The following is a 26988-nucleotide window of genomic DNA, read 5'->3' as shown; positions in this document are numbered from 1 at the left end:
CATGTTCTACAATACCAAATGCGATTGCGGGCATCAGAACCCCACAGGGACCACGCTGTGTGAGTCATGTGGCAATCCGCTGATCGATATCGATGGCAGAGACATTTTGGAAATGCGTTATGATGGCATGGCTCGTCGCTCTCAGAAATCGAATCCCTCTCTACTCGATAAAGTCTGGAATTTCTTCTCCTCGGTCAAAATAGCCGTATGGATCATTTTTATTACAACACTGGCTTCGGCTGTAGGTACGATATTTCCACAAGAGAATACATTTCTGGACATGGATCCGTCTCAATACTACACCGAAAACTATGGAAAACTAGGAAGTATCTATCATGCGCTTGGTCTTTCTCATACTTTCAGCTCGTGGTGGTTCATCACTTTACTATTCATGATCGGAACTTCACTTGTCATTTGCAGTCTGGATCGTGTTCTGCCGCTATATCGAGCGTTATCCAAGCAGCAAATACGCAAGCACATCAATTTTTTGACTAGACAAAATGTTACACTCGTAACGGACTTGCCAGCTGGTACGGATGAGATTGCTTGGACGAACAAGTTAGGCACACTTTTACGCAAAAAAAATTACCGTGTACATACAGATGGTTCAGCACTTCTTGCTGAGAAATATCGTTTTAGCCGCTGGGGTCCCTATATTAATCATATCGGACTCATTATCTTCCTAATCGGAGTGCTAATGCGGGGAATTCCAGGTTGGCATATGGATCAATATATGGGTATTCTTGAAGGCGAAACCAAGCCAATCCCACATACGTCGTATTACATCAAAAATGAGAAATTCACACTTACGCTGTATGATGAGCAAGATCTGCCTGCGAGCATCAAAGACAAAGGTCAGATCGTTCCTAAGACGTATGAAACGCAAGCTACTTTGTATCATTGTACCGCGAATTGCAATGATGGGGCAGAGGCGCCAGTACTGGAAGAAGTCCATAAAGCCAACATCATTGTGAATCATCCACTGGATTACAAGGGTCTGCAAGCCTATCAGTTTGATTATAAAGCAACACCATTATTGATCTCCGTGAAGCCCACGCTGAGCAATCCAACTACAGGTGAAACCTATGGCAGCTTTGATCTACCTATGAATAATCCGAAGGATTCCTATCAGGTAGGACCTTATAAGCTTACCTTGAAGGGCTTTTTCCCTGAGTTCGGCTTAGAGAAGGGGCAACCGATCTCGAAGTCGAATGAGCCGAAAGCACCAGCGTTTATTTTTAGCATTACGGGTCCAGGGTTAGCTGATAAAGGAGAACCTTATCTGTATTTCCCAAGACAAATTGATAAGGAAACATTCTCGCAAGATACGATTAACGGTGCGATAAGCCAGAAGTTGAAAATTGCAGTCGGCTCTATGGAAGGTGTTCAGTTTGCCAATTACACGACATACCTGAATATCCGCGTAGATAAAGCAATGCCGTATATATGGGTTGGCTCCGCGATCTTTATGATCGGTGTCATCATGGGCTTCTATTGGCAGCACCGACGTATTTGGATTCGAATTGATGAGGGGAAACTTACGCTCGGCGGTCACACGAACAAGAACTGGTTCGGTCTTCGTAATGAAGTTGCCGCAGCATTAAATAAGAATGATTTGGACGTATCACCGAAAACATTAGCAAATGGAGGAAACCAGGGGTGAATGTAAACTCTGTCAGCAGCACCTTTCTACTCATCGCTTTTTTTGTATATTTGCTCGCATTCTTCCTGTTTGTCCTATCAATTACCGGTAAGAGATGGAGCAATCGAAAGCCCGAAGATCACACGAGACAATGGGGCTTCGTCGCTTTTATAACATCTGTAATTGGTTTTGCTTGTCATGTGACGTTCTTCTTCACGAGATGGGCAGAAGGGGATCATATCCCAACATCCAACATGTATGAATTTATGACCTTTTTAGGGATGATGATCATGTGTGCCTTCTTGATTGTATATCTCATTTATCGGACACCTGTATTAGGCGTCTTTGCCTTACCGATTGGTTTTATCATTATTGCTTATGCTTCTGTTTTCCCAAGTGAAGTACAGCCATTGATTCCTGCTTTGCAAAGCTACTGGCTCAAAATTCACGTGACAACTGCTGCAACCGGAGAAGCCTTCTTTGCAGTTGGTTTTGCCGGCGGCTTGATGTATCTGCTGCGCGCAGTAGACTATAAAGGGACGACGAAGACCGATAAAAAGGAACAAAGAGGTGTTGAGCTAACCTTATTCTTTATCCTCATGCTTGTGGCATTTATTGCGTCGATTTTCACATTCAATGGTTCAGGTTACAAAGCTGTCTTCTCCAAAGATGTTATTACTACTAACGCTCAGGGTGTGCAGGAAACGAACCAGACAATGGAAACCTATGTATTGCCTCCTATTGTACAACCGTATGATACGAAAGTAGTCGAGATGAAGTCCTTCTTAGGTATGTCTGAGCCATTATTCACGGCACCATCCTGGATGGAAGGGGCAAGTGCAGGACGTAAATTGAACACGGTGATTTGGTCTATTCTTGGTGGTTTAATCCTTTATGGGCTAGCGCGACTGGTCGCGCGTAAACCGTTAGGAGCAGCGATTGGCCCGATTGTAAAAGGCATGGATGCGGAAGATCTGGATGAAATCAGTTATCGCGCTATTGCAATTGGATATCCGATCTTTACACTGGGCGCACTCATCTTCGCGATGATTTGGGCACAGGAAGCATGGGGCCGTTTCTGGGGATGGGATCCGAAGGAAGTATGGGCATTGATCACTTGGTTATTCTATGCCGTTTTCCTACATCTTCGTCTTTCTAAAGGCTGGCAAGGTAAGAAATCCGCTTGGTTAACTGTCATTGGATTTATCGTAGTTATGTTTACATTAGTAGGTGTGAACTTAGTGATAGCTGGACTGCATTCCTATGCAGGTGTTTAAAATAAAGTACGTACATTAATAGAGGATGTGACGCTCGATGGAATTGAAGCCTAGTATACTCGTTGTTGATGATGAAGAACGTATTCGCCGATTGCTCCGCATGTATTTAGAAAAAGAAGGTTATCTGATTGAAGAAGCGGAAGATGGTGAATCCGCCTTGCGGATGGCCACCGAAACCGATTTTGATCTGATCTTGCTTGACGTGATGCTGCCTGGTATCGATGGTATCGAAGTCTGTGCACGTCTTCGTCAAGTGAAGTCCACACCAGTCATTATGTTGACTGCGAAGGGCGAAGAGACGAATCGTGTGAGTGGATTTGAAGTGGGAGCGGATGATTATGTCGTCAAACCGTTCTCGCCTCGTGAAGTGATTTATCGTGTTAAAGCGATCCTTCGTCGCTCTTCTGCGACTGCATATTTATCCAAAGATGCAAGCTCCAGCAATAATATTGTGTTCCCGAACTTGATTATCGAGCATGATGCGCATCGTGTGACAGCTGGTGGTCAGGAAGTCGCTTTAACACCGAAAGAGTACGAATTGCTGCATTACTTGGCTGTTTCTCCGGATAAGGTTTTCTCTCGTGAAGAGCTTCTGAAGGATGTTTGGAACTACGAATTTTTTGGTGACTTACGTACCGTAGATACACATGTTAAGAGACTTCGTGAAAAATTAAACAAAGTATCCCCGGATGCTGCAGCGATGATTACGACCGTATGGGGTGTAGGCTACAAGCTAGAGGTGCCTAAATAAGTGTTTATTTTCAGAAGTGTCGTAGGTAAGCTTTGGTTAACAATTATAGGCCTAGTTGGGGTTGTCTTGCTCATACTGGGCTTTTTCCTTGTCAATTATATGGAAAATTATTTCTCACAAGCAACAGATCAGACCAAACACATGAAGACGATGGCTGTCAAACTTTCAGAAGAAGCCTCTCAGCACATGTATAATGAACAGTTCTATGTATTAACGAATGAGCTGCTTAGTTTTCAGGATTCGCGGATGCTGGTGATTTCTAAGGAATTGAAAGAAATGGTTATACCAACAACCCGCGGTAGTGATTTAGTTAACTTCCACGTCTCGGATTTCTACAAGCCTGAAGAGCTTAAACCAGTCTTTGAGGGCCAAACGATCGATAAACAAGTGAATAAAGCAGGCATAGGCCGTTTTGAATCGGGGACTGAATATCTCGTTGTCGCGGTGCCGCTGTTCAATATGGAGGGCGCGATCGTTGGTGCAACATTGCTTTATCAATCCCTGCAATCTCTAGAAGCAACACAAACGTATATGTTAAGATTGTTTGTTTATGTTTCGATTGTAGGTTTTCTCATGACGACCTTTTTTGCTTTCTTCTTGTTCTCGAAAATCACAAGACCGCTGCAGCAATTGAAAAAAGCGGCTGATTTCATCACACTAGGGGAATATGGCACACGCGTGCCGATTCTATCCAAGGATGAGATTGGTGAACTAGCAAAAACGTTTAATCATATGGGCGAGAAGATGCAGGAGAGCATACATGCTCTCAGTCAAGAGAAAGAGCACTTATCGAGCATTCTGCGGAGTATGACGGATGCGGTTATTACCTTGGATGTGAATGGTTCCGTCATGCTCAGTAATCCGCAAGGTGAGAAGATCATTCAAGAATGGGGTGCCATTGAGTGGTCGGAAGATGAGGGGAAGCCGAGAAGATTCCTTCAACCAGATACATCGCTTGGCGATTGGGGACTCATGAGTTTTAGCAACCCTTCCTCTGCCAGTCCGATACCGGTGCCGTTGATTCCACTCTTTGAAGCCGTTGTCGATGAGTCGGCAGAAGCCGCCACGAAGCTTCATGTGCAGAATGGTGTCTGGTCAGTTGCCATGACGCCACTTTACTCTCGAGATCAGGTGCGCGGCGCTGTGGCCGTTCTCCGTGATGTCACGGAAGAAGAACGTCTCGATAAGCTGCGCAAGGATTTCGTGGCGAACGTCTCGCACGAGCTGCGTACGCCGATCTCGATGCTGCAGGGCTACAGTGAAGCCCTGCTGGACGATATTCCCTCCACGCCGGAGGAACGCGTGGAGCTGGTGCAGGTCATTCACGACGAGTCGCTCCGCATGGGGCGTCTCGTTCGTGACCTGCTCGATCTGGCGCGGATGGAGGCCGGCCATCTCGAGCTTTCCTTCAGGGAGGTCGAGATCGACTCCCTGGTGCGTCGGATGCACCGCAAATTCGCGGTGCTGGCCAAAGAGCGCGGCATCGCGCTAAGCGTGACGCTGCCGGAAGAGTCGCTCATCCTGCAGCGTGCGGATGAGGATCGCTTGGAGCAGGTGCTGACGAACCTGCTCGACAACGCGTTCCGGCATACGCCTGCAGGGGCGCGTATCGCTTTGAAAGCGGAGGCGTGCCTCTCGAAGGATCGGCCTGCGATCCGTATTGAGATCGTCGACGAGGGGCAGGGCATCCCTGCCGAAGATCTGCCGTTCATCTTTGAACGCTTCTACAAGGCGGACAAAGCGCGTACGCGTGGATCCTCAGGGGGGACTGGACTTGGTCTCGCGATCGTCAAGAACATCATTGATTCCCATCAGGGTACTGTAACTGTTCAAAGTACATGGGGGCAAGGCAGCACATTTACGATCTGCTTACCTTGTGAACACAAATAAACGGAAAATTGTGTGAATTTCGACACATGGAAAAAGGCGAATGCTGAGTAGACACTCGGCATTCGCCTTTATTTGTAGAATATTCAGATAAAATCTTGTTGTTCGTGAAACATTTTGTGCTTATTACAGCGTAAGTGCACGAACATTTACAATTTCGTCTTGGTTGGTAAGCTCAGCCAATACCTCGGAAGGAGCTGTTTTATCAATCGTCAGTACCATGATGGCGGAACCGCCAATTACTTTACGACCAACTTGCATAGTCGCAATATTGACTTGATTGCTTCCAAGAAGTGTTCCAACGCGTCCGATAATACCTGGTTTATCGTTGTGGGAAATTAACAACAAGTTACCCTCAGCTGCGAAGTCAACTGGATATTGATCGATACGCACGATGCGCTCGCCAAAGCCAGCAAGTAATGTTCCAGCAAGCGTTTTTTCCTCTTGTTTCGTTTTAACTGTCACCGTTACAAGGTTTGTGAAGCTATTCGAAGCATTGGATGTTTGTACGACGATGTTAACACCGCGTGATTTAGCCAGGTGCATAGCATTAATGATGTTGATGGATTCCAATTGATTTTGGAAAATGCCTTTTACAATATAGCGTGTTAATGGGCTTGTATCTACATCCATTAAGTCACCTGCATAGTTAACTACGATTTCAGATACTGCACCTTGAGCGATTTGTCCAAGGACAGAACCGATTTTTTCACCAAGGCTGAAGTAAGGTTGTAGTTTGTTTAATACATCTGCAGGTACTGGAGGCATGTTTACTGCATTCTTAAATGGTTCATTACGAAGAATATGAAGAACTTCCTCGGATACGTCGATTGCTACGTTTTCTTGTGCTTCGATCGTCGATGCACCAAGATGAGGCGTTACAATCACTTTCGGATTTGTTAAGAAAGGGTGATCCTTTGCTGGTGGCTCTACTTCGAATACGTCGAAAGCAGCTCCTGCAACGATGCCTTGATCAATTGCTTCTACTAATGCAAGCTCATCGATAATTCCGCCGCGAGCACAGTTGATGATACGAATACCTGGTTTCATTAATTCAAATTGTGGTTTCGCGATTAAGTGACGCGTTTCCGGTGTAAGTGGCGTATGAACCGTAATGAAATCAGCTTGTGCAGCGATTTCGTTAACTGAACCAAGCTTAACACCCATTTTCTCAGCGCGCTCTTCTGTCAAGAACGGATCATAGCCGATAACTTCCATGCCAAATACTTTCGCGCGTTTCGCCACTTCGCTGCCGATACGTCCCATTCCGAGAATACCTAACGTTTTGTTGCGAAGCTCAACGCCGATGAATTTACGATCCCACTCGCCGCCAACTGTTTTCTTGTACGCTTGTGGAATCATACGAGCTGTTGCCATCATCATAGCAAACGTAAGCTCGCAAGTTGCGATTGTATTCCCATCAGGTGCGTTGATAACGATAATTCCGCGTTTAGTCGCAGCTTCCAAATCGATATTATCAACACCAACACCTGCGCGGCCAATCACTTTAAGCTTTGTGCCGGCATTCATGATTTTTTCTGTTACTTTTGTTTGGCTTCGAACTAAGAGGGCATCGTACTCACCGATAATTGCAATGAGTTCGTCTTCGGATAGACCAGATTGCTTAACCACTTCAACATCAGCTGCATCATAAAGCATTTGAATTCCCATGTCACTAATTGGATCGGATACTAGAACTTTGTACATAATTCGGTTCCTCCTTAGATTTAAACATAAAAAAACTCCCAGCCCTCGGACACAGACAGTTAGCCTGTAGCCAAAGGGACGAGAGATTGCTTTCGTGGTACCACCCTAGTTCGCTGCCCATTCGCATGGGTAGCCTCATTTGGTCTTGCGACCTGGAACTGTAACGTGTCCCTAACCCGATTGCATCTACTTACGTTCAATGCAATAACTCTGGAGTGCTCCGCAACATGTTCGCTACCGATTCTCACCAACCATCGGTTCTCTGAAAGCTACTTTATTTGCTTGGCTCCGTCAACGCTGTACTGTGATATAGAATTTTTACTAGATTACCATGCGTTCGAAATCGTGTCAATACATGTCGAACGATTTTCCGCCTAAACGACTTTAATGTTCGGATTGACAACTATTTAGAAGCTTTTTGTCTATTTTATAGCAAGAATGTTCAGAATGCAATGATATTTTGCTTATATTTGAGGCCTATTTTCAGGTGTGGTACAGTGAATGTAGGATCTCAAGTATTGTAAGTAGGAGCGTGTTCATAAATGGAAATCGATCGTATTTATCCGCAAATTTTTCTTCAAGCTGTTGAACAGCAAACTCTCGGAGATAGCGTCATCATCGATGTGAGAGAACCACATGAATGGGATTACTATCATATGGAAGAAGCGAAACTCATTCCGATGCAGCAAATACCGCTTCGTATGGGCGAGCTGCCAGATGATAAAGACATTTATATCGTTTGTGCACATGGGATGCGCAGTATGCGTGTAGCTGAATATTTGAAAGAGAATGGTTTTGATCGTGTCATCAATGTGGACGGGGGAATGGCGGCAATAGCCATGTTCCGCGGCTTCCAATACGACTAATAGAAAAAGCTGAGGATGCGGTTTTATTGACCGCACTCTCAGCTTTTTTAATTTACATCCGAAAAGAAGGGTAATTGCGGTAACATTTCATTGGAGTACCACTTGGATTTACCTTTGACAAAGTCGCCGGTGCGAACAGCATTGGTACTTAGTAACAGTTCCATGGTTTGATTCACATCGTTTACATTTAGTTTCTTAGCCTGTCCTGAAGCGATGAATTCATCAATTCTTATCGTTAAATCCTGCGGATAAAAAGGCGAGAACGCTTTGTTTTTTAGCAATTTAGCGGTGATATATACGTTCTTCACGTTGAGATTCATCGCGCGCCACTGATCGAGATTGGCCGTATTGTTGGGATCGAAATATTCAATGTCCGGATCCAAAGTGCCGTTCCATACAAGGATAGAGTCAAAATAGTTTTTTTGAGCAGTTAAGGCTTGTGTTTTGGCTTCAAGGAAATAAGCATCCTTCTGGATAGCGTCAAGCAGCTGTGAATGGCTTTGTGCATTGGCTTTCGATTGATAATTACTTAATGTATCTGCGAAAAGCTTTAAGCTCTTTAAATAACCTTGATGAGATTGAACGAGCAGTGGAGAAGACGCAGGCATGTTTTTACTTTGCAGTGTATTGTATTTGTCTGCAGCTATTTTACCAAGCTCTTTCAGGACAGCGGAAGCGTCCACGGCGGCATTATCCATCTCAATTTGACTCAACAATTCAAACCATTTATTCTGAAATTCCCTAAAGGGTAAAAAGATGGTATGGTAATATGACACTAGCACTTGTTGGTCATAAGCGCCAACTTCAGGGACTGCGGCTTGATCAGTGTGCAATATTTTATCATATTTTAAATCTGCTTTCGTTTGGCCTAGTCGCAAGCCATAGAAAAAAGCGCCAAGGATACAGACCAGCATAAAGATAAACATGAGGGCAAATAAATAATCAGTGCGGGTAAGACGCTTCTCCATAAATCTAGCTCCTTGTTGTCTCTAATATTTGTTTTAGTATAGGTCAATCAGCATTAAAAAGGAATAATATAAGGAAATGAGGTACTTCCTTTGAAAAAATTCGATTTCAAGAACCTTCGTATTGGGAAAGTTGACATTAGTGAGCTGAATGACAAAACATTATTACTAAATCTTTACTTCACACAGCTGCTTACACTTATTATCGGAATTATCATCTTGATATTTCAGAGCAATTCAAAGATTCTTTCGGCCTTGTCCTTTCACGGTGGGTGGAAAGTCGTCATTTGGGGAAGTTTATTTGCTGTAGTTGTTCTTGGAGTGGACCTGCTTATATCGCGATGGGTCCCCAAGGAAGTGTCGGATGATGGCGGCATTAACCAGATGATTTTTGGAAATAGGGCCCTTTGGCATATTGCACTTATCTCATTTATCGTTGCTGTCTGTGAAGAAGTCCTATTCCGTGGTGCGATTCAACATGCTTGGGGGCCTTACTGGACTAGTATTTTGTTCGCTGCGATTCATGTTCGCTATCTTCAACATTGGCTGATGACAGGAATGGTTTTCTGTATTAGCTATGGCTTAGGTTGGATTTACCTTCATACGGGAAGCCTATGGACACCTATAATTGCTCACTTTATGATTGATATGGTGATGGGATGCATACTTCGGTTTAGCAAGGAGGAAGATCAAGGTTCATGAGTGTTGGAGAAAGAGTAGCTTCGCGGTCGAACCCAGGAGTGGAGGAGAAGCAGGAGGATGATACCTATTTACCGCCGCGTAGAGCCGTACATCCCTCAGAGCAAGGTAAATGGACGAATCTTTTTTATATGACGCTGCTATGGTTATTTATCGCGTTGGTGGTGAGTTTAACTGTGTGGGGGATTAAGTACTCTTCGTTATGAGACAATAAAATGAGCCATACGCACGCACGAAACATTCGTGACTGCGGTATGGCTCTTATTTTTATCTCATCTCTAGCTCAATGGCATTCGGATCAACAAAGGAGTAGCCTTTTTCCTCTAACTTCGTGAGCAGGGTGTCGAGGGCGCTAACCGTCCAAGGAAGTTCATGCATGAGAATGTTACTGCCATTATGAAGCTGCTGCAACACATTCTCAATGACTTTATTCGAATCATTGTTTTTATTCGTCATATCCCAATCCAGAGAACCATTGGACCATGTCATATAGAGCATTTTGTTGTTTTTAACTTTCGTTTTCAAATAATCGTTGCCCGAACCAAAAGGTGGGCGGAAAAACTGTGGGGACTGCCCCGTAATTTCTTTCACGATTTGTTGGACATCATCTACTTGTTTATCAATCTTCTCATTCGGCATGTCTTTCAGATTGTCATGATCCCAAGCGTGATTTCCTATGATATTTCCACTGTCGTGAACGAGCTTTACGAGCTCGGGCTTTTGCTTAATGCGATAACCGTTCATGAAGAAGATAGCTTTCGCCTTATGCTTGTTCAGAATATCAATCAGAGATTGATTCATCGCTTGTTCTTTCGGGCCGTCGTCAAAGGTTAATAGGACGACTTTCTTGTTGCCATTCGGGTCGTTCGGTACAATATCATAATTTTTGTTCATATGATATGTCTTCTGTACGACTTCTTGTACGGGTGCAATTGGTGTTGGTGAAGGTGTCGGCGTAGGTGCCGCGGTTGGTGTTGGATTTGAAGTTGGACTGGGGCTTGCTGTTACTTGTGTTGTTGGAGCCAAGCTCGATGACGCCGCTGGAGTTGTTTCCGTTTGATTCGAACTGCAGGCAGCTAATAAAAGCATGACTGACAGGAGCAATGTACTTGCCTTCTTTATCATCATTTCTATTCTCCTCAGATCCTTACATGATAGTCAACACTTATAGTACCACAATTAGTTACACATTTCGCAGATGTCAATTCTCCTATGTTTTCCTTTTTGTTTAGCGTATGTCGACTTCTAAACTCGCACAACCTAGGAAGGAATCATACTACTTATCATGGAGGGAGATCCAATGAAATTAGGAACGTTTATGCTCGGTGGTATTGCAGGGGCGGCTGCTGTCATTTATCTCAATCGTAAAAGTAAATCGATGCTCTTCTCGGCTTTTAGCTCTTCCAGTCAGTCGATGGGGAATGTCGTAGATAAGGCGAAAGAAACGTTCGCTAACAAATCTTTTGGAGAATCTGTAGCTCGAAATTTCTCCTCGACAGGTACGAATGGCTTGAATCAAGTGGAAAAAATCGTGAAAGAAGACCCACATTTGAAGGCAACAGTCAGTGAAATTTTGCAAGATAATAAAATAAGCAACGCCACAATTCAATAAATATAAGCTCGCAGCGCAGTCTGGCATACCCACGGGGCCGGCTGTGCTTTTTCTTTTTATACATAACTTGCGCGTGCAATTGCGAGGATTTAGTGTTAACATGATAGGTGAAAACAATAGATGGATGCCTGTCCATTTATTGATTAATGGTTCACCTTTTTATTTTTCTAACATATTCTGATTGAAATAAGGTGACCATGCTTTCGATGCAAGCTTTCCTAGTGGAGAGCTCAAAGGAGGATCCTATCATGAAAATAGAACGCTTAAGTCAGGATAAGATACGGATTTTCCTAACATTCGATGACTTAACTGAACGTGGAATTCAAAAAGACGACATGTGGAGAGAAATTCCAAAAGTGCACGAGTTGTTTAGTGAAATGATGGATCAAGCATATTCGGAGCTCGGATTTGACCCGTCCGGTCCGCTTGCTGTTGAGGTATTCGCACTCCCAGCGCAAGGAATGGTTGTTATTGTGACCAGAGGTAAGCTTGATTTGTATGCAAGTTCTGATGCATATGACGATCACGAAGCTGAAGAAGTGTACGAAATGGAAGTTACGCTTGAGCAAAGCGATTTAATCTCCTATGCTTTCCGTGATTTTGAAGATCTGCTGCGTGTATCCAAAGTAATTAATCCCCTTCTGATGGAAGGCGGTACCCTGTATTCGTACAAAGGGAAATATATTTTACAGCTTGAACCCGTAGATCTTGAAGAGACGAAGTATCAAGCGTTAATCGCTGTCCTATCTGAGTTCGGTGAAGCTTCTTCTGTAACTGTAGCCGTGCTTGAAGAGTATGGGAAGACGATTATTGCAGATGATGCTGTTAAAGTGCTCTGCCGCCATTTCAAATAAGTAGGACTCACGTCCTCATGCAAGAATGAAACAAGCATCTCCAAAAACAACCGTTTTTGAGGATGCTTGTTTTGTTTTCCATAATACGCATCTAGGGTGTAAAGTGTTACACGTAGATAAGTCAAACAAGAACGACTATAATAGAGGTATGTATTTCAAAAAGAGAGGGGAGCTGGAACATGCATATCGTGCCTATTTTACTGGCAGCCATAGCCCCAGGTCTCTCATTGCTCGCCTACTTTTATCTGAAGGATCGATACGAAACAGAACCTATTCATTTAGTGATTCGGATGTTTCTCTTCGGTGTACTCCTTGTGTATCCTACGATGGTTCTGCAGAACGCATTTATCCAGGAGTTCGGCAATGGCACCATTATGACTTCCTTTTTTCTCTCAGGAGGCATTGAAGAGTTTCTGAAGTGGCTATTATTGTATCACTTGATTTTTCGACATGAAGCGTTCGACGAGCCCTATGACGGGATTGTGTATGCGGTGGCTGTAAGTCTCGGCTTCGCAACCTTGGAGAATATCATATACGCATTTTTACATGCGTCATCTTTCTCAGCTTTAATGCTTCGCGCGCTATTGCCTGTATCGGGACACGCATTATTTGGCGTTATGATGGGGTATTACATGGGGAAAGCGAAGTTCGTTCCTCACAAGCAAACAAGGTATCTATGGATATCGTTGCTGCTTCCAATTGTCTGGCACGGCGCATTCGATTATATTTTGCTCATTTTCAAAACAGGCTGGATATGGATTATGATCCCGCTAATGACTTTTCTATGGTTACGGTCGATATGGCGAGTAGATCGTGCGAATGCACACTCTCCCTTACGCGTTGTGACAGTCGATGAGAAGATTAAAATGGGATGAATTGGGTCATAATGACTGTATAAATGGTGAGCTCCATTACATGGAATGGGGATAGACCGGGAGGGTATACATGTCATTAACGACGCGCGTGAAAGTGAAGATCCGATGTCGATTATGTGGTGAGAAGTTCGTGTTGCGAGGCAAGAAGGAAAAAGACAAAATTGAAACTGGATTTCGTCAATGTATATGCAGTAATGAGCACGATTTTGAAATAGAGACCGAAAGCTAGCAAGAGGCCATTCTTTTGAATAGGCCTTTTTTTGCATATACCTCTTATTAAACGCCTCTGTCCATGAAGGACTTCGGGGGGCGTTTATTTTGTGTCAATCTTGTATAAACCTGCCTCCTCGCGTAAAAACTAAGCGCAAGATTGGGTATGAAAGGAGCAGTTCTGTGTATAAAAGATTAAGTATTGTCATGTTTCCATTTCTATTGCTGGCTTTAATCGGAGCTTCTGTTTGGGGGTATTTAGAGCACCAAGAGAAAAATACGATTTTAATTAAAGCAGAGAATCAGTACCAACGGGCGTTTCACGATCTGTCCTTTCACATGGATAAGCTACATACAGAGCTAGGTAATACATTAGCCGTGAACGAAACTTCAGAGCCATCCTATCGAAAAGGGTTGGTGAATGTTTGGCGTTTAACAAGCCAAGCGCAAAGCGATATCACCCAATTGCCCCTAATGCTGCTGCCTTTTAATAAAACAGAAGATTTTCTAGCGAATATGGCTAATTTCTCCTATCGCATGTCGGTACGTGATATGACGAAGCAGCCCTTAACAGAAGCAGAAATGAAGACTTTGAACACACTTTACGCACATTCTGCAGATATTACGAAAGAAATTCGCGGTGTACAAGATAAAGTAATTGCAAATAATTTAAGATGGATGGATGTGGAGACCGCTCTTGCATCTGAGAACGAAATGCACGACAATGCGATTATCGATGGCTTTAAGATTGTGGATAAACAAGTAGGTGGATATGACGAGTTGAATTGGGGGACAGGCAACCTGTCGGTATTCTCCAAAAATGATGTCAAAATGCTAACAGGCAATGAGATGACAGCAGAACAAATTAAAAAGAAGGCTGTTGATTTCCTTGGAATTAAGGATTCAAACGGCATTAAAGTCGTCGAGAACGGCGGAAATGCACCTGAATTTCAAAGTTATAGTGTCATTGTTCCGACTGGTGATGCTTCCAAAACGGATACACAAATGGATTTTACCAAAAAAGGCGGTCATCTGATTTATTTCATGAAGTCGCGTGATGTGCCATCATCGAAGTTTAATCTTCGTCAAGCAAGAGATATAGCGGATGAATTTTTGGATCAGCATGAATATAAGGATTTAAGTGCAATTAGTTATGATCAGTACCAGAATACGGCAACCATTCTCTTTGCTAAGAAAGAAAACAATGTCACTATCTATCCTGAACAAGTAACGGTCAAAGTTGCCTTGGACACGCTTGAAGTAACGGGGCTTCAGGCTACTAATTATATATATTCTCAAAAAAAGCGTACGATTGGTCAACCAAAAATCACAGTCGACCAAGCACGTAAGCAGCTGAGCTCTAAGATGAAGGTGACGGGCGAATCTCTCGCGATCATTAAGAATGATCTGGACGAAGAGGTGTTATGTCATGAATTTATCGGTACGATGAATAACAATATCTATCGTATTTATATCAATGCGGATGTTGGCATGGAAGAGAAAATTGAGACGATTCGACAAGATCAAGCGGAAGCAGCAAAAGGAAAATCTTAGTAAGTAAGAAGCAGGATGGCATCCTGCTTCTTTTTTTTCTATCTAATTGGTGATGGCATGGTATAATTAATGCATATTACTTCGCGGAGGTGCGGAAATTGCTTCCTAAGGTCAACCAGATATTACATATGCAAATGAACAGTATTGACGAAGATGAGTCCAAAATCGAATATAAGTCGAGAATTGCGGATGTGACAGAAAGCGCGATCATTATTGAAATCCCGCTTAATGAGAAAACAGGACGTTTGAAGAAGATGTATCAGGGGGATGAAATAAGCGCTCATTTCCTTGGACAAGGCGGTGTAAAGCACTATTTCACTACGGAGGTTGTAGGTTTCACTGAGGATGTAATCCGCTTAATTGAACTGCGACTCCCAGAACTAAGTGCGATAACTCAAATTCAACGAAGAAATTTCCTGCGAGTTTTGGCTGAATTAGAAATCGCCGTAAAGCTGAACGACCAGATCCAATTTATTGGGTTAACCGATGACGTTGGCGGCGGTGGAATCTCATTTATTTGCGATGGTCATATCCCGATCGGCTTAAATGCCATCATTTCATGTTGGGTGCTTGCACCTTTCAAGAATGGTACGATCGAGCATATTCCGTTTACGGGTGAAGTTGTACGCGTTAAGGCAACCGAGACAGGCAAGCAGCTTGTCATGATCAGATTCGCAGAGATTGCGGATAGGGAAAGGCAGAAGCTGATCCGCTTTTGTTTCGAAAGACAAATGGATTTTCGTAAACGCTAAGGATTGAGACATGATGGCTACGGGTATACTGCTATGCATATTGGATGCTAGCAGGAGTGTGATCTCATGTCGAAGGAGCAAGAATCTGAATCGTATGAGCAATTATTTATTCGGTTCTCTGCGAAAGTGGAGAAGGTCATTATCAGAGCTGTGATTTTTGTTGTTATTCTGCTAGTTTGTGTACAAGCCTTGCTGCAAAATGCGTACATTCGCAAGCATTTCACACGTGTTGAGCCTCTGGAAGGACAGCCGTATATTGTGCCAGAACATCCAATGAAAGAACGCTCCTAGGCGCATGAAATCAGCATACGAATGAACCCGAGTTTTGCATATGACCATGTTGTGTGGTATAATTTCTATTAATTAGCAGGCAAGTGCCTGCTTTTTTGTACGTAAGGTACTGTGAAGTATTGTTAGGAGGAACAGCAGCTTGGATAAGTTCAATATTGCCATAGATGGTCCTGCTGGAGCCGGTAAAAGCACCATTGCACGGCTAGTTGCTGGTGCACTAGGTTTTATTTACGTGGATACAGGAGCCATGTATCGAGCAGTAACATGGAAAGTACAGCAAGAAGGGCTGCTACCTGAGCAAGAAACAGAAGTGGCTGCGCTCTCCAATCGCATGAAGATTGAGCTCATTCCTGGAGATGAAGGACAACAAGTATTCGTAGATGGTGTTGATGTGACGAAAGCTATCCGTTCAGCGGATGTAACGACACATGTTTCGCAAATTGCCAGCTATGGTGCTGTACGTCATTTGTTAGTCGCTTTGCAGAAGCAAATGACAGTTTCCAAAGGCGTAGTCATGGACGGCCGTGACATTGGTACGCATGTCATGCCAGATGCAGAAATTAAGGTTTTCTTAACTGCGAGTGTGAAGGAACGTGCTGAGCGCCGATTCAAGGAATTAGAAAACAGTGGTACGAATACACTGACTCTTTCCGAGTTGGAGCAGGATATCGCACGTCGCGATCAATTCGATGAAGCGAGGGAAATTTCACCACTGCGTAGGGCGCATGATGCCGTGTTGATGGACAGTACGTCAATGACGATTGAAGAAGTTGTGGACGAAATCCTTGGACTTTGCAAGGACAAAGTCGGAGGTGGCAAATAAAGATGCTATATCGCATCGGAAGAGCCTTATTTCGATTTATTTTTACCGTATTTTTCCGAATGCGTGCGATTGGAATGGAGAATGTTCCAACACAAGGCGCAGTTGTTTTGTGTGGTAATCATACAAGCTTCTTGGACCCTCCCTTCTTAGGTACTCCTTTGCGGCGCAAGGTTCATTTCATGGCCAAGGCGGAGTTGTTTGATATCCCAGTTCTTGGGACAATCATCTCGAAAGTAGGGGCATTCCCTGTTAAACGCGGCGGCGTTAGCAGAGAGTCGATCCGACTTGCTGTACAGTTGTTGCGTGACGGCAATATGCTTGGCGTTTTTCCAGAAGGATCTAGAAGTAATGCTGGAGGAATGGGAAAAAAAGGTGCAGCTAGTCTTGCATTGAAATCGGGTGCAGCTGTTGTTCCAGTAGCTATTGTAGGTACCTACTCACTTTTCCGTCGTATGACGATTGTTTATGGGGCGCCACTTGATTTGACGGCTTATGCAGGAGCAAGCTCAGAAGATTTGGAGCTGGCAACAGAAGCGATCATGAAAGAAATACGCCGACTACATACGGTTACTAGTAAAGCCTAGTCTGAAATGTATGGAATCGAAAGCTTGGAATTATACTAACCATAAAGTGATTTGAACTTATTATTGTGTTTGAAACAGAGTAGGAGCTTGCCTGCTGCTTTGTGACTTATAAATTATTTTTGTTGGTTGTAAATAGAGGAGGCTAATCTCATGTCAGATGAAGTAAAAGTTGAAGATCAATCACAGGAAGCTCAAGAAACGGCCGTTTCACAAGCAGAAGCAGAGCATGCGCTTAACAATGTTGCTGTGCTAAAGAAAGGCGCTACAGTTAAAGGCAAAATCGTAAAAGTAGACGCTGATCAAGCTTTCGTGGATATCGGTTACAAATACGATGGTGTCATCCCAGTTCGTGAGCTTTCATCCGTAAGCTTGAATGATGCTGCGCAAGCGGTTGAGCTTGGTCAAGAAGTTGAATTGAAGATCGTTTCCATTAACGATGCGAAAGAAACATTGGTATTGTCCAAACGTGTTGTTGACAACGAAAAAGCTTGGGAAACGCTGCAAGGGCAACTTGAAAGCAAAGAAATTATCGAAGCTGCTGTTGCTGAAGTTGTTAAAGGCGGACTAGTTGTGGATATTGGCGTACGTGGTTTCGTACCTGCATCCATGGTTGAACGTCAATTTGTTGAAGATTTCTCCTCCTACAAAGGTCGCACATTGCGTCTTCGTGTGAAAGAAATCGATCGCGAGAAAAACAAAGTCATCTTATCTCAAAAAGATATCTTGGATGAAGAGTTCGAAGCGAACAAAAAGAAAATCATCGAAGGACTTCAAGTTGGTCAAGTACTAGATGGTACAGTACAACGCTTGACACAATTCGGTGCATTCATTGATATCGGTGGTATCGACGGACTTGTTCATATTTCCGAGCTTGCTTGGCATCATGTAGAACAAGCTTCTGATGTTGTTAAAGAAGGAGACAAAGTTAAGGTACAAATCCTTAAATTGGATCCATCCAACGACAAAATCAGCTTAAGCATCAAAGCTACACAAGATGGCCCTTGGTCAAATGTTGAGCGTGATTTCAAAGCTGGTGATATCGTAACAGGTACGGTTAAACGTCTTGCAGCTTTCGGCGCATTCGTTGAAGTGGCTCCAGGTGTAGAGGGTCTAGTACACATTTCCCAAATCGCACACCGTCACATCGGTACGCCTCATGAAGTTTTGAAAGAAGGCCAAGAAGTACAAGTGAAAATCTTGGAAATCAACCTTGCTGAGAAACGCGTTAGCTTGAGCATTAAAGATACAGAAGATGCTCCTGAAGCACCTGCTGGTGCAGCGGCTCCGTCATCAGTTGGTAAGCCAGATAGAGAAAGACAACCACGCGGCGATCGTGATCGCGGTAACAGTGCTAGTCACCAAAAAGAAATTGCTGGCAACGAAAACGTATCCCTAAGCAATCAAGGTTTGTCCATGACACTTGGTGAGCGTTTTGGAGATAAGCTAGCAAAGTTCAAAAAATAAATAGATCCAACTTCTAGGAGGTAAAGAAATGCGCATCTCACGCAAAATGGAGCATGTCCATTACGCGCTGGAGCTTGGTCAAACTCGTCAGCAAGGGCTGGCGGATATCAAGCTTGTGCATAACTGTCTTCCTGAGACTTCGACGGATCATATTGCTTTAACAACAACAATCGGCGATCTCATTATGAGTTCGCCGATTTTAATTAATGCAATGACCGGCGGCGCTCATGAGACAGAGAGCATTAATCGCGAACTGGCCATACTCGCCCGGGAGAAAGGCTTGCCTATGGCAGTTGGCTCCCAGATGTCAGCACTTAAAAATAGCGAAGTGGCATCCAGCTATCAAGTCGTGCGGCGCGAGAATCCAAATGGAATTATTTTCGCTAATTTGGGCAGTGAGGCCACAACTGATCAAGCATTACGTGCTGTCGATATGATTGAAGCGAATGCGCTTCAAATTCATTTGAATGTTATGCAGGAGCTGATTATGCCTGAAGGTGATCGCAGCTTCGTAGGTATGCTAGGGCGCATCGAGAATATGGTTCGTCATGTTTCTGTTCCAGTTATTGTGAAAGAAGTCGGCTTTGGCATATCACGCGATAACGCGAAACAGCTGCAGGATATTGGTGTGCAAATTATCGATGTCGGAGGTTCAGGCGGAACGAATTTTGCTGCAATAGAAAATGCAAGACGACCAGCTGCATTGTCATGGCTTAATGATTGGGGAACACCGACAAGTATGTCGTTATTAGAGGTCTTATCTGTATATCAATGGGGTTCTGTCATTGCATCAGGCGGTATTACGAATGCATTGGAAGCCGCTAAGGCGCTTACATTAGGTGCTTCGGCAGTAGGCATGGCAGGGGCATTTCTTAAGGTATTGCGTGTAGATGGTGTTGATGCCCTTCATGCTTATGCAGAAGAGCTGCACCAAGGACTCATCTTAATCATGACGGCATTAGGCGCAAAATCCATTCAAGACTTAACGCAATGCCCAGTAGTGATAGTTGGAGACACCGCTGAATGGTGTCGTACGAGAGGCATTGACTTAACTTCATACGCAGAGCGAAGAAATCCGAGTAAATAATCAAAATATTGCCATACTAAGGATCAGGCAGATCTCCCTTATTTGTTTATTTGAGGGGGAGCCTGAAGATCCGCAAGAAGCCAATCGATGGGTAAGAAGTCATCGAAGGCTACGCAGGCTAGGGTGGTTTGATTATGAATGCCGGTTATCTGTCGCTTATTCTCCTTTGCATCACGTTGATCTTGCTCGCAAGCGGCTGGAAGGAGCTGTACATCCGAAGTATATCGCATAAGGGCATGCTTCTTTTTTTTGCCTCTTGGCTTATAGGGACGAGAGTAACCATAACGATACAACATGTACATATTCAACTCGTCTATGTCGTCGTGCTAACGATTTCATTCAGTATTCTTTATGTCACACAAGGTTTTATACATAAGCTGCATCTGCTATCCATCGGTCTTCTAATTGGCTCACTCCACTTTCTGTTCCAACAGCTTCTCGAGATGGACCCTATACTCATTATACGTAACTCAGTGTGGCAGACGGCTCTGTTACTAGCCATTGTTGCCGTAGTTGTTCAACGCAATGCCTGGGAACAGATTGCAGCAATTTCGATCGGTTATCTGATAGGGGATATGTATCAAGCTGGTATCCATGAAGTGGATGGTTTTCATCGACTCGGTACGGCCACTTTTCAAGATCAATGGTGGCTTTCCATCTTCACAGCGAGAACAATGACGATCATGCTGCAAGCAGCGTATAGTGGCTGTCGAACCGTGGTGAGAAATTGGATAGGTCGAAAGGGGAACAGATGAGTTTCATGGATATGGAATGGTTTCATACACATCGGTATACGATCGGGATTGTCGTAGGTGTTATTTTTGGCATTGTGTCCCGGATCAATATGTTGCGTACGGATTACAGGCAATATCCCACCTATCCACACGGGAAAATCATCCATGTCTCACTCGGGGTAATTGCTGCTGGGCTTGGGGCAGTGGCCATACCGGCACTACTTGAGAAAAATTATACAGCTGTTACATTTTTATCGCTCGCTGCTCAACAATTTAGAGACGTACGCAATATGGAAAGACAAAGCTTGACCAAAGTGGATGAATTAGAATTAGTACCAAGAGGCGCTGCCTATATTGAAGGGATTGCGATGGTTTTCGAAGGTCGTAATTATTTGGTCATCATGACGGCATTTTTGGCCTCGTTATTTAGCATTCTATTTGCTTGGTATTGGGGAGTTATTGCAGGTATTCTTTCGATTTTACTTGCAAACTTTTTCAAATCCGGCAGTAACTTAGGGGATATCGCTGATATTGAGCAGGTTGACATTCGGATGGAAGGGCCTGATGTTTATGTGGGTTCCATCTATATGATGAATGTTGGGCTTGTCGACAATCGTGAAAAAATAATGAAATATGGGCAAGGTTTTTTCATTAAACCCAAAAATCGCAACGCACGTGTAACGATTTCACATTTAGGGCAACGACAAGCGATTATGTATGACATGTCTACTTTATTCGGTGTTTATCGTGATGAGGGAGAGCCATCCTTGCGGCCTATGGCTAAACTGGATTTAGACTCGGGGACGATCGGTCTACTTCTTCTTTTACAGGAGAATGATAAGGAGAAAACGGTCACAGCTCTTCATCGTGTGCCTGTTCTTGAAAGTGCTGTTCGCATGCCTTCTGAAGCTGGTGTGAATAAAAGAGGGAGGGGTAATCCCTAATGTCGCAAATCCTCGCAATCGTAACATTAACGAAAGAACGTATTGCTGGCGGTGCTCCGATCTTTGTTGTTGATGGGGAAGATGAGCTGCAGCGAACTGCATTTTCATTGGAGAAAATGTTAGATGCGAACGCACACGACTTGAAAAATGGTACGATGATTTTGGTGAAACATTCCTAAAACCGCTTTGGAAATGAGCTCGTGGAGTGAAGTCTCAAAAGAGATTAGCAAAAGCACGTCTTTTTTGTTATGATGTAAGTTGCGTAATTTTCCATGTCTGATCATGGAATTCGAAGGAGTGATATAAATTGGCTAGACCCGTACTTGCAATTGTAGGCCGACCTAATGTCGGAAAGTCCACCATTTTTAATCGAATCGTAGGCGATCGTATGGCGATCGTAGAAGATAAACCAGGTGTCACACGGGATCGTTTATATGGTGTTGGTGAGTGGCTGAATACATCGTTCAGTGTTATTGATACAGGCGGTATTGAAATTGATGGCGAAGACGCTATCATGAAATCTGTACGTGTACAAGCTGAGCTTGCCATCGAAGAAGCGGATGTCATCGTCTTCATGGTCGACGCGAAGGCAGGCGTAACTCCGTCGGATGAAGAAGTCGCACAGTTATTGTTCCGTTCCAAGAAGCCAGTCGTTTTGGCTGTGAATAAGGTAGATAATTTGGCACGTCAAGATGATATTTATGAATTCTATTCTCTTGGTTTCGGTGACCCTGTTGGAATTTCCGGCTCACACGGTATTGGGATTGGCGATCTTCTTGAGGTCGTATGTAACTTATTCCCTGATAAATCAGAGGATGAGTACGGCGAAGAAGTTGTGAAATTTGCATTGATTGGCCGTCCGAACGTAGGGAAATCATCAATGACGAATGCGATTCTTGGGGAAGAGCGAGTTATCGTGAGCGACGTAGCAGGTACAACTCGTGACGCCATTGATACGCCATTTGAACGTGATGGACAGAAGTTCGTTATCATTGACACCGCGGGTATGCGTAAGCGTGGCAAGGTATACGAGAACACAGAGAAATACAGTGTTATGCGTGCTATGAAAGCCATTGAGCGAGCAGATGTGGTGTTGGTTGTTATCGATGGGCAAGAAGGCATCATTGATCAAGATAAGCACATCGCTGGATATGCGCACGAAGCAGGAAAAGCGATTGTCATTGTCGTAAATAAATGGGACATCGTAGAGAAAGATGATAAGACGATGCAACATTTCACGACGACAATTCGTGATCATTTCTTGTTCTTGAGCTATGCACCGATTGTATTTGTATCAGCCAAAACAACACAGCGTCTTCATAAATTGCTGCCAGTTATCGTTCAAGTGGCTGAAAATCATGCATTACGCGTACAAACTCATCTACTTAATGATGTTGTCTCGGATGCTGTTGCCTACAATCCGCCTCCAACGGACAAAGGGAAACGTCTGCGAATTAACTATGTGACACAAGTGGCTGTTAAGCCGCCAGTCTTCGTTCTTTTCGTGAATGAGCCCGAGCTTATGCATTTCTCGTACGAACGTTATTTGGATAACAAAATCCGTGCTGCTTTTGGCTTTGAAGGAACGCCGATTCGCATCTTGAGCCGTAGAAAAACTTCGGACAAAGAATAGGAGATGTTGTACATTGCTTTCGATAATAACAATTGTAGTGGGCTATTTACTAGGATCCATAAGCTTTAGTTATTTATTCGGAAAATGGTTTAAGGGAATTGATATCCGCAAGCATGGCAGCGGGAACGCAGGGGCAACGAATACACTCCGCGTATTGGGGAAGGGGCCCGCAATCCTCGTCTTGCTGCTGGACGCCTTGAAAGGCGTCGTTGCTGTCTTGCTGGGGGTTTGGGCTGCCCCTGGACCTGATGATATCTGGATTAGCGTTTTGTGTGGTTTAGCAGCCATTGTAGGGCATAATTGGCCTGTGTTCTTTGGCTTTCGAGGTGGCAAAGGGATTGCGACCACCATTGGGGTCATGGCTACACTTTGTTTGGTCCCTACATTGATCGCTGGCTTAACCGCAATCGTCATCATAGCTATCACACGATTTGTATCGCTCGGCTCCCTTATTCTTACAGCACTCTTACCTTTTCTAATTTGGGGGATGGACCGACCGTTGCCAGTTTTGTGGATCAGCATTTTGCTTTGTGCATTTGCTTTTTTACGCCATCGGACGAACATTGTGAAGCTTATTCAAGGAAAAGAAAACAAGCTGGGCCAGAAAAGAGCCTAACGCAAAACAACTACACGTAGGAGGGGAAACCGTGACACAAAAAGTATCGGTCCTTGTAGCTGGAAGTTGGGGGACGGCACTCGCCTCGGTATTGGCGGATAATGGGAAAGAAGTACTTATATGGTCTCGCAACGAAGAACAAGTGGTGGAAATTAATGAAAAGCACACCAATAGTCGTTTTCTCAAGGATATCTCGCTTTCGCCATCGATCATAGCAACTAATTCTTTGCAAGATGCCGTGCAGGATGCAGATGCGATCATCATGGTTGTGCCATCTTCAGGCATGCGCGAGGTGGCTTCGCGCATGCGTCCATTTTTGAAGAAAGAGACGCTGATCATTCACGCGACGAAGGGCTTTGAAACAGGAACACTGAAGCGTATGACGGAGGTGCTTGCGGACGAGCTGCCAGAGATGGATCCGAAGCGATTTGTCGTCCTTTCTGGACCCAGTCATGCGGAAGAAGTCATATGCAAAATGCCGACAACCGTAGTTGTCGCTGCTCAGGATCTACAAGCTGCTGAGGCTGCTCAGGACCTGCTCATTACGCGATACTTCCGAGTGTATACGAATCCGGATGTAACTGGTGTTGAGGTAGGTGGAGCGCTGAAGAATATTATTGGACTTGGTGCAGGGCTAACGGATGGTTTGGATTTTGGGGATAATGCGAAAGCGGCACTCGTTACAAGAGGACTCGCGGAGATCACCCGATTAGGTACAGCAATGGGGGCGAACCCTCTTACCTTTGCTGGCTTAGCTGGAATTGGTGATTTGATTGCAACATGTACAAGTAGACATAGTCGAAATTGGCGGGCAGGCAATAAATTGGCTAAAGGTATTCCACTAGATGATGTACTCAAAGAGATGGGAATGGTTGTAGAAGGCGTCAAAACGACGAAAGCAGCTTATGATCTTGCGAGTCGATATGACGTCACCATGCCAATTACAAATGAATTACATAATGTTTTATTCGAAGGGAAATCTCCACAGCTTGCAGCCCGTGATCTAATGGGACGTGTACGTACGCACGAAATGGAAGAATTACCGCTGTCACGATGAGAAATACTTCTATCGAAGTCCTTCGAGGATGTGTGACCGCGTTTTAGAGGTTGTTTTTATCGCCAATTAGCAAGACGTTTTCGGGAACCGAAAGCTTATACTTTCTAATGTGGTAAACAAAAGGTTGGAGATAGCCTACACCAGATCTTCTCCGCATTCATACTATACCCTATCAGGAGTTCTCAATAGCTTAGGGTACAGGAGGCGGCACAATTGGCGAATAAAGATATGTCGAAGGACGTATTAAGTGTAGTCAAGAAGAAGACGGGCAAATCCGTTACATCTAAAGATATCGAAAAAATTGCAAGCGGCGTGAAACCTTCTACAATGCAGAACGAAGCACAACTACGAGCACTCATTAAACAGGTTTCTGGTTTAGTGAATATCAAGGTATCCGAAGAAACCGTTAATGATATCGTTCAAGCTGTAAAAAGCAGTAAACTTGACACCAATAATATGCAGCAATTAATGAGCATGATGATGGGTAAGAAATAAGAAGCATAAAGGGGACCTCATCCCCTTTATGCTTTTTCCCTTTTCTGTGCTATACTTACATGTGTTTCATTTTACGATTTTTACATAAGGAGTTTAGAATATGTCACCTTTAGACAAAATGTGGGCCTCATTTGTAGCCATGGGATTGATGGTTGTTGCTTCCTTTTTAATTTCATATGCACGTACAAGAACATCAGGATTGTGGCGCGGTGTGTTATCGTTTGTCGCCTTTTTAATGTTTATCCCCATCTTACTATTTATGTTGTCTTCTTTGTTTTAACCGACCGGAGGGGAGATCATCATGTTAGAATTGAAAACTCGCAAAACCCAGGTTAAACTAACGCCGGAAACTGGATTAACCATTCTGGACCATGCCTTGAAGGCAGATGTGGAGTGGGGGTTCTCATGCACGCGAGGAACTTGCGCAAGATGCCGCTGCTATATTGCAGAAGGCCGTGAGCTGCTTTCTGAGGCATCAGAAGCGGAAGAAGATCGTCTAGAGCCAGAAGAGCTCGAACAGGGCTACCGTCTGGCCTGTCAATGCGTAGTGAAGCAAGAAGGAACCATTTCGGTTACGCATAAGCCTTATTTCTAAAAATTACTGCCTGAAAGGTGTGGGCATGATGAAACTGCTGGAGCCACTACTCCCGTCGATTTCGACTATTCATACTCGGTTACAGCAAGATCACAGCATTCAATGGTTGATTGGCGGAAGCTGTGGTTTACTCATGCACAACGTCGATATAGGAAGAACTCCCAGAGATTTGGACATTTATATAGATCTGAAGGATGTTCATACGGTACATAAGCTGCTAGAACCATATGCGATAGATCGTCCGGAATTGAGCGAAACACCCATATATGCATCTATACTGAGTCATTATTGCATCGATGGTCATGCCGTTGAAGTTGTTGGTGATTTTAAAGTGAAAGCTCTTGGTTCCTTGTATCAAGTCGAAGTCAACTACTTACATGACAACTATGATTGCTCTGCTTCTGTTGAGGCATCGAAGGTGCCGCTGATGCCGCTAGCACATGAGTTTCTCTTCAATGTCCTGCGTAACCGGCCTGATCGCTATGAATCGATTCTCAAGACGATGCAAGATCAACCTGACAAACATATGAAGGCTTTGACTGAATTAATGAACCGAAATCAGTGGGGGCATGAATTTCTTACAAAGATGAACGAAATGCTAGATTGGAACCGATAATCAGATAGACGGTCCTTTAAGAAGGTGACGATTATGAGTGTATATGAAGTTCATTTTTGGCCAGATAACAAAAAAATAAAAGTTAGAGCGGGCACAACTTTGTTGGATGCTGGCAATAGGGCGAAAGTCCATATCCGTACACGTTGTGGTGCGAAGGCCGCCTGTTTAATGTGTAAAGTTAAGGTCATCGATCAAAGCGGTCTTGCTCCGCTGAATACGAATGAACGCTTGAAGCTGGGGTCCCTTGTTGATGAGGGGGTTCGTCTTGCCTGTCAAGCGCGTGTAACAGGTACCGTGGAGGTTAACATTCCAGAGGATCCTTTAAAGGCAGCAATTCGTGCTCAACTTGCTCGACAAGCAGAGGATAATGACATATTTTAGACCAGATAGGATGGTTG

General features: G+C 44.0%; 32 protein-coding genes and 1 other annotated feature. Of the genes, 29 read left to right on the top strand and 3 right to left on the bottom strand.

The window, feature by feature from the left end:
* Window position 1: 1 nt before the first annotated feature.
* The 4 genes from resB to AC58QG_RS08855 are packed head-to-tail and all read left to right on the top strand — an operon-like array spanning window position 2 to window position 5560.
* The gene (gene resB, locus AC58QG_RS08870) at window positions 2-1663 is read left to right on the top strand and encodes a cytochrome c biogenesis protein ResB (RefSeq protein ID WP_497361706.1); all 1662 of its coding nucleotides are present in this window, start codon (window positions 2-4) and stop codon (window positions 1661-1663) included.
* Window positions 1660-2919 carry a cytochrome c biogenesis protein CcsA gene (ccsA, locus tag AC58QG_RS08865; protein WP_497361705.1) on the top strand — a complete coding sequence of 420 codons (1260 nt, stop codon included), beginning with the start codon at window positions 1660-1662 and terminating at the stop codon, window positions 2917-2919. Before resB ends, ccsA begins: the two co-directional genes overlap by 4 nt.
* Before the next feature lie 37 nt (window positions 2920-2956).
* Complete coding sequence (locus AC58QG_RS08860; RefSeq protein WP_057312096.1) at window positions 2957-3670, top strand: response regulator transcription factor; 714 nt, start codon at window positions 2957-2959, stop codon at window positions 3668-3670.
* Entirely contained in the window at window positions 3671-5560 is a 1890-nt protein-coding gene (locus tag AC58QG_RS08855; protein ID WP_497361704.1) for an ATP-binding protein, read from the top strand.
* Between the two features lie 123 nt (window positions 5561-5683).
* Here AC58QG_RS08855 and serA read toward each other — a convergent pair whose 3' ends face one another.
* Window positions 5684-7264: a phosphoglycerate dehydrogenase gene (serA, locus tag AC58QG_RS08850; protein WP_497361703.1), complete on the bottom strand. Its 1581-nt coding sequence runs from the start codon at window positions 7262-7264 to the stop codon at window positions 5684-5686.
* 71 nt (window positions 7265-7335) lie between these two features.
* Window positions 7336-7568, bottom strand: a binding site (T-box leader).
* Between the two features lie 238 nt (window positions 7569-7806).
* Between serA and AC58QG_RS08845 the strand changes: the two genes are divergently transcribed.
* Window positions 7807-8130 (top strand): rhodanese-like domain-containing protein, encoded by a 324-nt coding sequence (locus tag AC58QG_RS08845; RefSeq protein WP_497361702.1) that lies wholly within the window; start codon window positions 7807-7809, stop codon window positions 8128-8130.
* 47 nt (window positions 8131-8177) lie between these two features.
* Here AC58QG_RS08845 and AC58QG_RS08840 read toward each other — a convergent pair whose 3' ends face one another.
* Entirely contained in the window at window positions 8178-9098 is a 921-nt protein-coding gene (locus AC58QG_RS08840; protein ID WP_497361701.1) for a hypothetical protein, read from the bottom strand.
* A 90-nt stretch (window positions 9099-9188) separates the two neighbouring features.
* Here AC58QG_RS08840 and AC58QG_RS08835 point away from each other — a divergent pair, with 90 nt between their 5' ends.
* Both AC58QG_RS08835 and AC58QG_RS08830 read left to right on the top strand, forming a co-directional pair.
* Window positions 9189-9797, top strand: coding sequence for a CPBP family intramembrane glutamic endopeptidase (locus AC58QG_RS08835; RefSeq protein WP_497361700.1), 609 nt, complete (start codon window positions 9189-9191; stop codon window positions 9795-9797).
* Entirely contained in the window at window positions 9794-10000 is a 207-nt protein-coding gene (locus AC58QG_RS08830) for a hypothetical protein (protein ID WP_497361699.1), read from the top strand. The genes AC58QG_RS08835 and AC58QG_RS08830 overlap by 4 nt, the downstream gene beginning before the upstream one ends.
* 61 nt (window positions 10001-10061) lie before the next feature.
* Here the strand turns inward: AC58QG_RS08830 and AC58QG_RS08825 are convergent, their stop codons facing one another.
* Entirely contained in the window at window positions 10062-10922 is an 861-nt protein-coding gene (locus AC58QG_RS08825) for a polysaccharide deacetylase family protein (protein ID WP_497361698.1), read from the bottom strand.
* 172 nt (window positions 10923-11094) lie between these two features.
* Here AC58QG_RS08825 and AC58QG_RS08820 point away from each other — a divergent pair, with 172 nt between their 5' ends.
* From AC58QG_RS08820 to AC58QG_RS08715, 22 genes are all read left to right on the top strand, one after another.
* Window positions 11095-11406 (top strand): hypothetical protein, encoded by a 312-nt coding sequence (locus AC58QG_RS08820; RefSeq protein ID WP_497361697.1) that lies wholly within the window; start codon window positions 11095-11097, stop codon window positions 11404-11406.
* Between the two features lie 248 nt (window positions 11407-11654).
* Window positions 11655-12260 carry a genetic competence negative regulator gene (locus tag AC58QG_RS08815; protein ID WP_497361696.1) on the top strand — a complete coding sequence of 202 codons (606 nt, stop codon included), beginning with the start codon at window positions 11655-11657 and terminating at the stop codon, window positions 12258-12260.
* 179 nt (window positions 12261-12439) lie between these two features.
* Entirely contained in the window at window positions 12440-13135 is a 696-nt protein-coding gene (gene prsW, locus AC58QG_RS08810) for a glutamic-type intramembrane protease PrsW (RefSeq protein WP_497361695.1), read from the top strand.
* 70 nt (window positions 13136-13205) lie between these two features.
* Window positions 13206-13364, top strand: a complete 159-nt coding sequence (locus AC58QG_RS08805) for a hypothetical protein (protein ID WP_164483569.1) — start codon at window positions 13206-13208, stop codon at window positions 13362-13364.
* 164 nt (window positions 13365-13528) lie between these two features.
* Complete coding sequence (ypeB, locus tag AC58QG_RS08800) at window positions 13529-14899, top strand: germination protein YpeB (RefSeq protein WP_497361694.1); 1371 nt, start codon at window positions 13529-13531, stop codon at window positions 14897-14899.
* Window positions 14900-14988: 89 nt separating this feature from the next.
* Window positions 14989-15651 carry a flagellar brake protein gene (locus AC58QG_RS08795; protein WP_497361693.1) on the top strand — a complete coding sequence of 221 codons (663 nt, stop codon included), beginning with the start codon at window positions 14989-14991 and terminating at the stop codon, window positions 15649-15651.
* 66 nt (window positions 15652-15717) lie between these two features.
* The gene (locus tag AC58QG_RS08790; protein WP_497361692.1) at window positions 15718-15942 is read left to right on the top strand and encodes a hypothetical protein; all 225 of its coding nucleotides are present in this window, start codon (window positions 15718-15720) and stop codon (window positions 15940-15942) included.
* Window positions 15943-16081: 139 nt separating this feature from the next.
* Window positions 16082-16765: a (d)CMP kinase gene (gene cmk, locus AC58QG_RS08785; protein ID WP_497361691.1), complete on the top strand. Its 684-nt coding sequence runs from the start codon at window positions 16082-16084 to the stop codon at window positions 16763-16765.
* A gap of 2 nt (window positions 16766-16767) precedes the next feature.
* The gene (locus AC58QG_RS08780; RefSeq protein ID WP_497361690.1) at window positions 16768-17349 is read left to right on the top strand and encodes a lysophospholipid acyltransferase family protein; all 582 of its coding nucleotides are present in this window, start codon (window positions 16768-16770) and stop codon (window positions 17347-17349) included.
* Window positions 17350-17499: 150 nt separating this feature from the next.
* On the top strand, window positions 17500-18813 hold the full coding sequence (gene rpsA, locus AC58QG_RS08775) for a 30S ribosomal protein S1 (protein WP_497361689.1): 1314 nt from the start codon (window positions 17500-17502) through the stop codon (window positions 18811-18813).
* Between the two features lie 28 nt (window positions 18814-18841).
* Window positions 18842-19900 (top strand): type 2 isopentenyl-diphosphate Delta-isomerase, encoded by a 1059-nt coding sequence (fni, locus tag AC58QG_RS08770; RefSeq protein ID WP_497361688.1) that lies wholly within the window; start codon window positions 18842-18844, stop codon window positions 19898-19900.
* Window positions 19901-20034: 134 nt separating this feature from the next.
* A complete protein-coding gene (locus AC58QG_RS08765; RefSeq protein WP_497361687.1) occupies window positions 20035-20655 on the top strand; it encodes a YphA family membrane protein in 621 nt (206 codons plus the stop codon).
* Entirely contained in the window at window positions 20652-21578 is a 927-nt protein-coding gene (locus AC58QG_RS08760) for a YIEGIA family protein (protein WP_497361686.1), read from the top strand. The genes AC58QG_RS08765 and AC58QG_RS08760 overlap by 4 nt, the downstream gene beginning before the upstream one ends.
* The gene (locus AC58QG_RS08755; RefSeq protein WP_497361685.1) at window positions 21578-21757 is read left to right on the top strand and encodes a capping complex subunit for YIEGIA; all 180 of its coding nucleotides are present in this window, start codon (window positions 21578-21580) and stop codon (window positions 21755-21757) included. The genes AC58QG_RS08760 and AC58QG_RS08755 overlap by 1 nt, the downstream gene beginning before the upstream one ends.
* Before the next feature lie 128 nt (window positions 21758-21885).
* Window positions 21886-23211: a ribosome biogenesis GTPase Der gene (der, locus tag AC58QG_RS08750; RefSeq protein WP_497361684.1), complete on the top strand. Its 1326-nt coding sequence runs from the start codon at window positions 21886-21888 to the stop codon at window positions 23209-23211.
* Between the two features lie 13 nt (window positions 23212-23224).
* Complete coding sequence (plsY, locus tag AC58QG_RS08745; RefSeq protein ID WP_497361683.1) at window positions 23225-23827, top strand: glycerol-3-phosphate 1-O-acyltransferase PlsY; 603 nt, start codon at window positions 23225-23227, stop codon at window positions 23825-23827.
* Window positions 23828-23858: 31 nt separating this feature from the next.
* Window positions 23859-24884 (top strand): NAD(P)H-dependent glycerol-3-phosphate dehydrogenase, encoded by a 1026-nt coding sequence (locus AC58QG_RS08740; RefSeq protein WP_497361682.1) that lies wholly within the window; start codon window positions 23859-23861, stop codon window positions 24882-24884.
* 228 nt (window positions 24885-25112) lie between these two features.
* Window positions 25113-25379, top strand: coding sequence for a stage VI sporulation protein F (locus tag AC58QG_RS08735; protein ID WP_497362813.1), 267 nt, complete (start codon window positions 25113-25115; stop codon window positions 25377-25379).
* 100 nt (window positions 25380-25479) lie between these two features.
* Window positions 25480-25659: a DUF2768 family protein gene (locus AC58QG_RS08730; protein WP_497361681.1), complete on the top strand. Its 180-nt coding sequence runs from the start codon at window positions 25480-25482 to the stop codon at window positions 25657-25659.
* A 21-nt stretch (window positions 25660-25680) separates the two neighbouring features.
* A complete protein-coding gene (locus AC58QG_RS08725) occupies window positions 25681-25974 on the top strand; it encodes a 2Fe-2S iron-sulfur cluster-binding protein (protein WP_497361680.1) in 294 nt (97 codons plus the stop codon).
* 25 nt (window positions 25975-25999) lie between these two features.
* Window positions 26000-26590: a nucleotidyltransferase domain-containing protein gene (locus tag AC58QG_RS08720; RefSeq protein ID WP_497361679.1), complete on the top strand. Its 591-nt coding sequence runs from the start codon at window positions 26000-26002 to the stop codon at window positions 26588-26590.
* Between the two features lie 33 nt (window positions 26591-26623).
* On the top strand, window positions 26624-26971 hold the full coding sequence (locus tag AC58QG_RS08715; RefSeq protein WP_497361678.1) for a 2Fe-2S iron-sulfur cluster-binding protein: 348 nt from the start codon (window positions 26624-26626) through the stop codon (window positions 26969-26971).
* The last annotated feature ends 17 nt before the right edge of the window (window positions 26972-26988 follow it).

The sequence above is a fragment of the Paenibacillus sp. J22P169 genome (assembly GCF_059691995.1).
This window is presented reverse-complemented; position numbering and strand designations above follow the sequence as displayed.

Excerpts from the sequence above, each read along its gene's own strand:
- rpsA (WP_497361689.1), top strand. The coding sequence starts at position 17,500 with ATGTCAGATGAAGTAAAAGTTGAAGATCAATCACAGGAAGCTCAAGAA.
- AC58QG_RS08760 (WP_497361686.1), top strand. The coding sequence starts at position 20,652 with ATGAGTTTCATGGATATGGAATGGTTTCATACACATCGGTATACGATC.
- resB (WP_497361706.1), top strand. The coding sequence starts at position 2 with ATGTTCTACAATACCAAATGCGATTGCGGGCATCAGAACCCCACAGGG.
- AC58QG_RS08805 (WP_164483569.1), top strand. The coding sequence starts at position 13,206 with ATGTCATTAACGACGCGCGTGAAAGTGAAGATCCGATGTCGATTATGT.
- AC58QG_RS08725 (WP_497361680.1), top strand. The coding sequence starts at position 25,681 with ATGTTAGAATTGAAAACTCGCAAAACCCAGGTTAAACTAACGCCGGAA.
- AC58QG_RS08820 (WP_497361697.1), top strand. The coding sequence starts at position 11,095 with ATGAAATTAGGAACGTTTATGCTCGGTGGTATTGCAGGGGCGGCTGCT.
- AC58QG_RS08780 (WP_497361690.1), top strand. The coding sequence starts at position 16,768 with ATGCTATATCGCATCGGAAGAGCCTTATTTCGATTTATTTTTACCGTA.
- AC58QG_RS08860 (WP_057312096.1), top strand. The coding sequence starts at position 2,957 with ATGGAATTGAAGCCTAGTATACTCGTTGTTGATGATGAAGAACGTATT.
- AC58QG_RS08765 (WP_497361687.1), top strand. The coding sequence starts at position 20,035 with ATGAATGCCGGTTATCTGTCGCTTATTCTCCTTTGCATCACGTTGATC.
- AC58QG_RS08790 (WP_497361692.1), top strand. The coding sequence starts at position 15,718 with ATGTCGAAGGAGCAAGAATCTGAATCGTATGAGCAATTATTTATTCGG.
- AC58QG_RS08825 (WP_497361698.1), bottom strand. The coding sequence starts at position 10,922 with ATGATGATAAAGAAGGCAAGTACATTGCTCCTGTCAGTCATGCTTTTA.
- AC58QG_RS08840 (WP_497361701.1), bottom strand. The coding sequence starts at position 9,098 with ATGGAGAAGCGTCTTACCCGCACTGATTATTTATTTGCCCTCATGTTT.
- AC58QG_RS08755 (WP_497361685.1), top strand. The coding sequence starts at position 21,578 with ATGTCGCAAATCCTCGCAATCGTAACATTAACGAAAGAACGTATTGCT.
- serA (WP_497361703.1), bottom strand. The coding sequence starts at position 7,264 with ATGTACAAAGTTCTAGTATCCGATCCAATTAGTGACATGGGAATTCAA.
- prsW (WP_497361695.1), top strand. The coding sequence starts at position 12,440 with ATGCATATCGTGCCTATTTTACTGGCAGCCATAGCCCCAGGTCTCTCA.
- AC58QG_RS08730 (WP_497361681.1), top strand. The coding sequence starts at position 25,480 with ATGTCACCTTTAGACAAAATGTGGGCCTCATTTGTAGCCATGGGATTG.
- fni (WP_497361688.1), top strand. The coding sequence starts at position 18,842 with ATGCGCATCTCACGCAAAATGGAGCATGTCCATTACGCGCTGGAGCTT.
- AC58QG_RS08830 (WP_497361699.1), top strand. The coding sequence starts at position 9,794 with ATGAGTGTTGGAGAAAGAGTAGCTTCGCGGTCGAACCCAGGAGTGGAG.
- AC58QG_RS08735 (WP_497362813.1), top strand. The coding sequence starts at position 25,113 with ATGTCGAAGGACGTATTAAGTGTAGTCAAGAAGAAGACGGGCAAATCC.
- AC58QG_RS08715 (WP_497361678.1), top strand. The coding sequence starts at position 26,624 with ATGAGTGTATATGAAGTTCATTTTTGGCCAGATAACAAAAAAATAAAA.
- AC58QG_RS08845 (WP_497361702.1), top strand. The coding sequence starts at position 7,807 with ATGGAAATCGATCGTATTTATCCGCAAATTTTTCTTCAAGCTGTTGAA.
- AC58QG_RS08720 (WP_497361679.1), top strand. The coding sequence starts at position 26,000 with ATGATGAAACTGCTGGAGCCACTACTCCCGTCGATTTCGACTATTCAT.
- AC58QG_RS08815 (WP_497361696.1), top strand. The coding sequence starts at position 11,655 with ATGAAAATAGAACGCTTAAGTCAGGATAAGATACGGATTTTCCTAACA.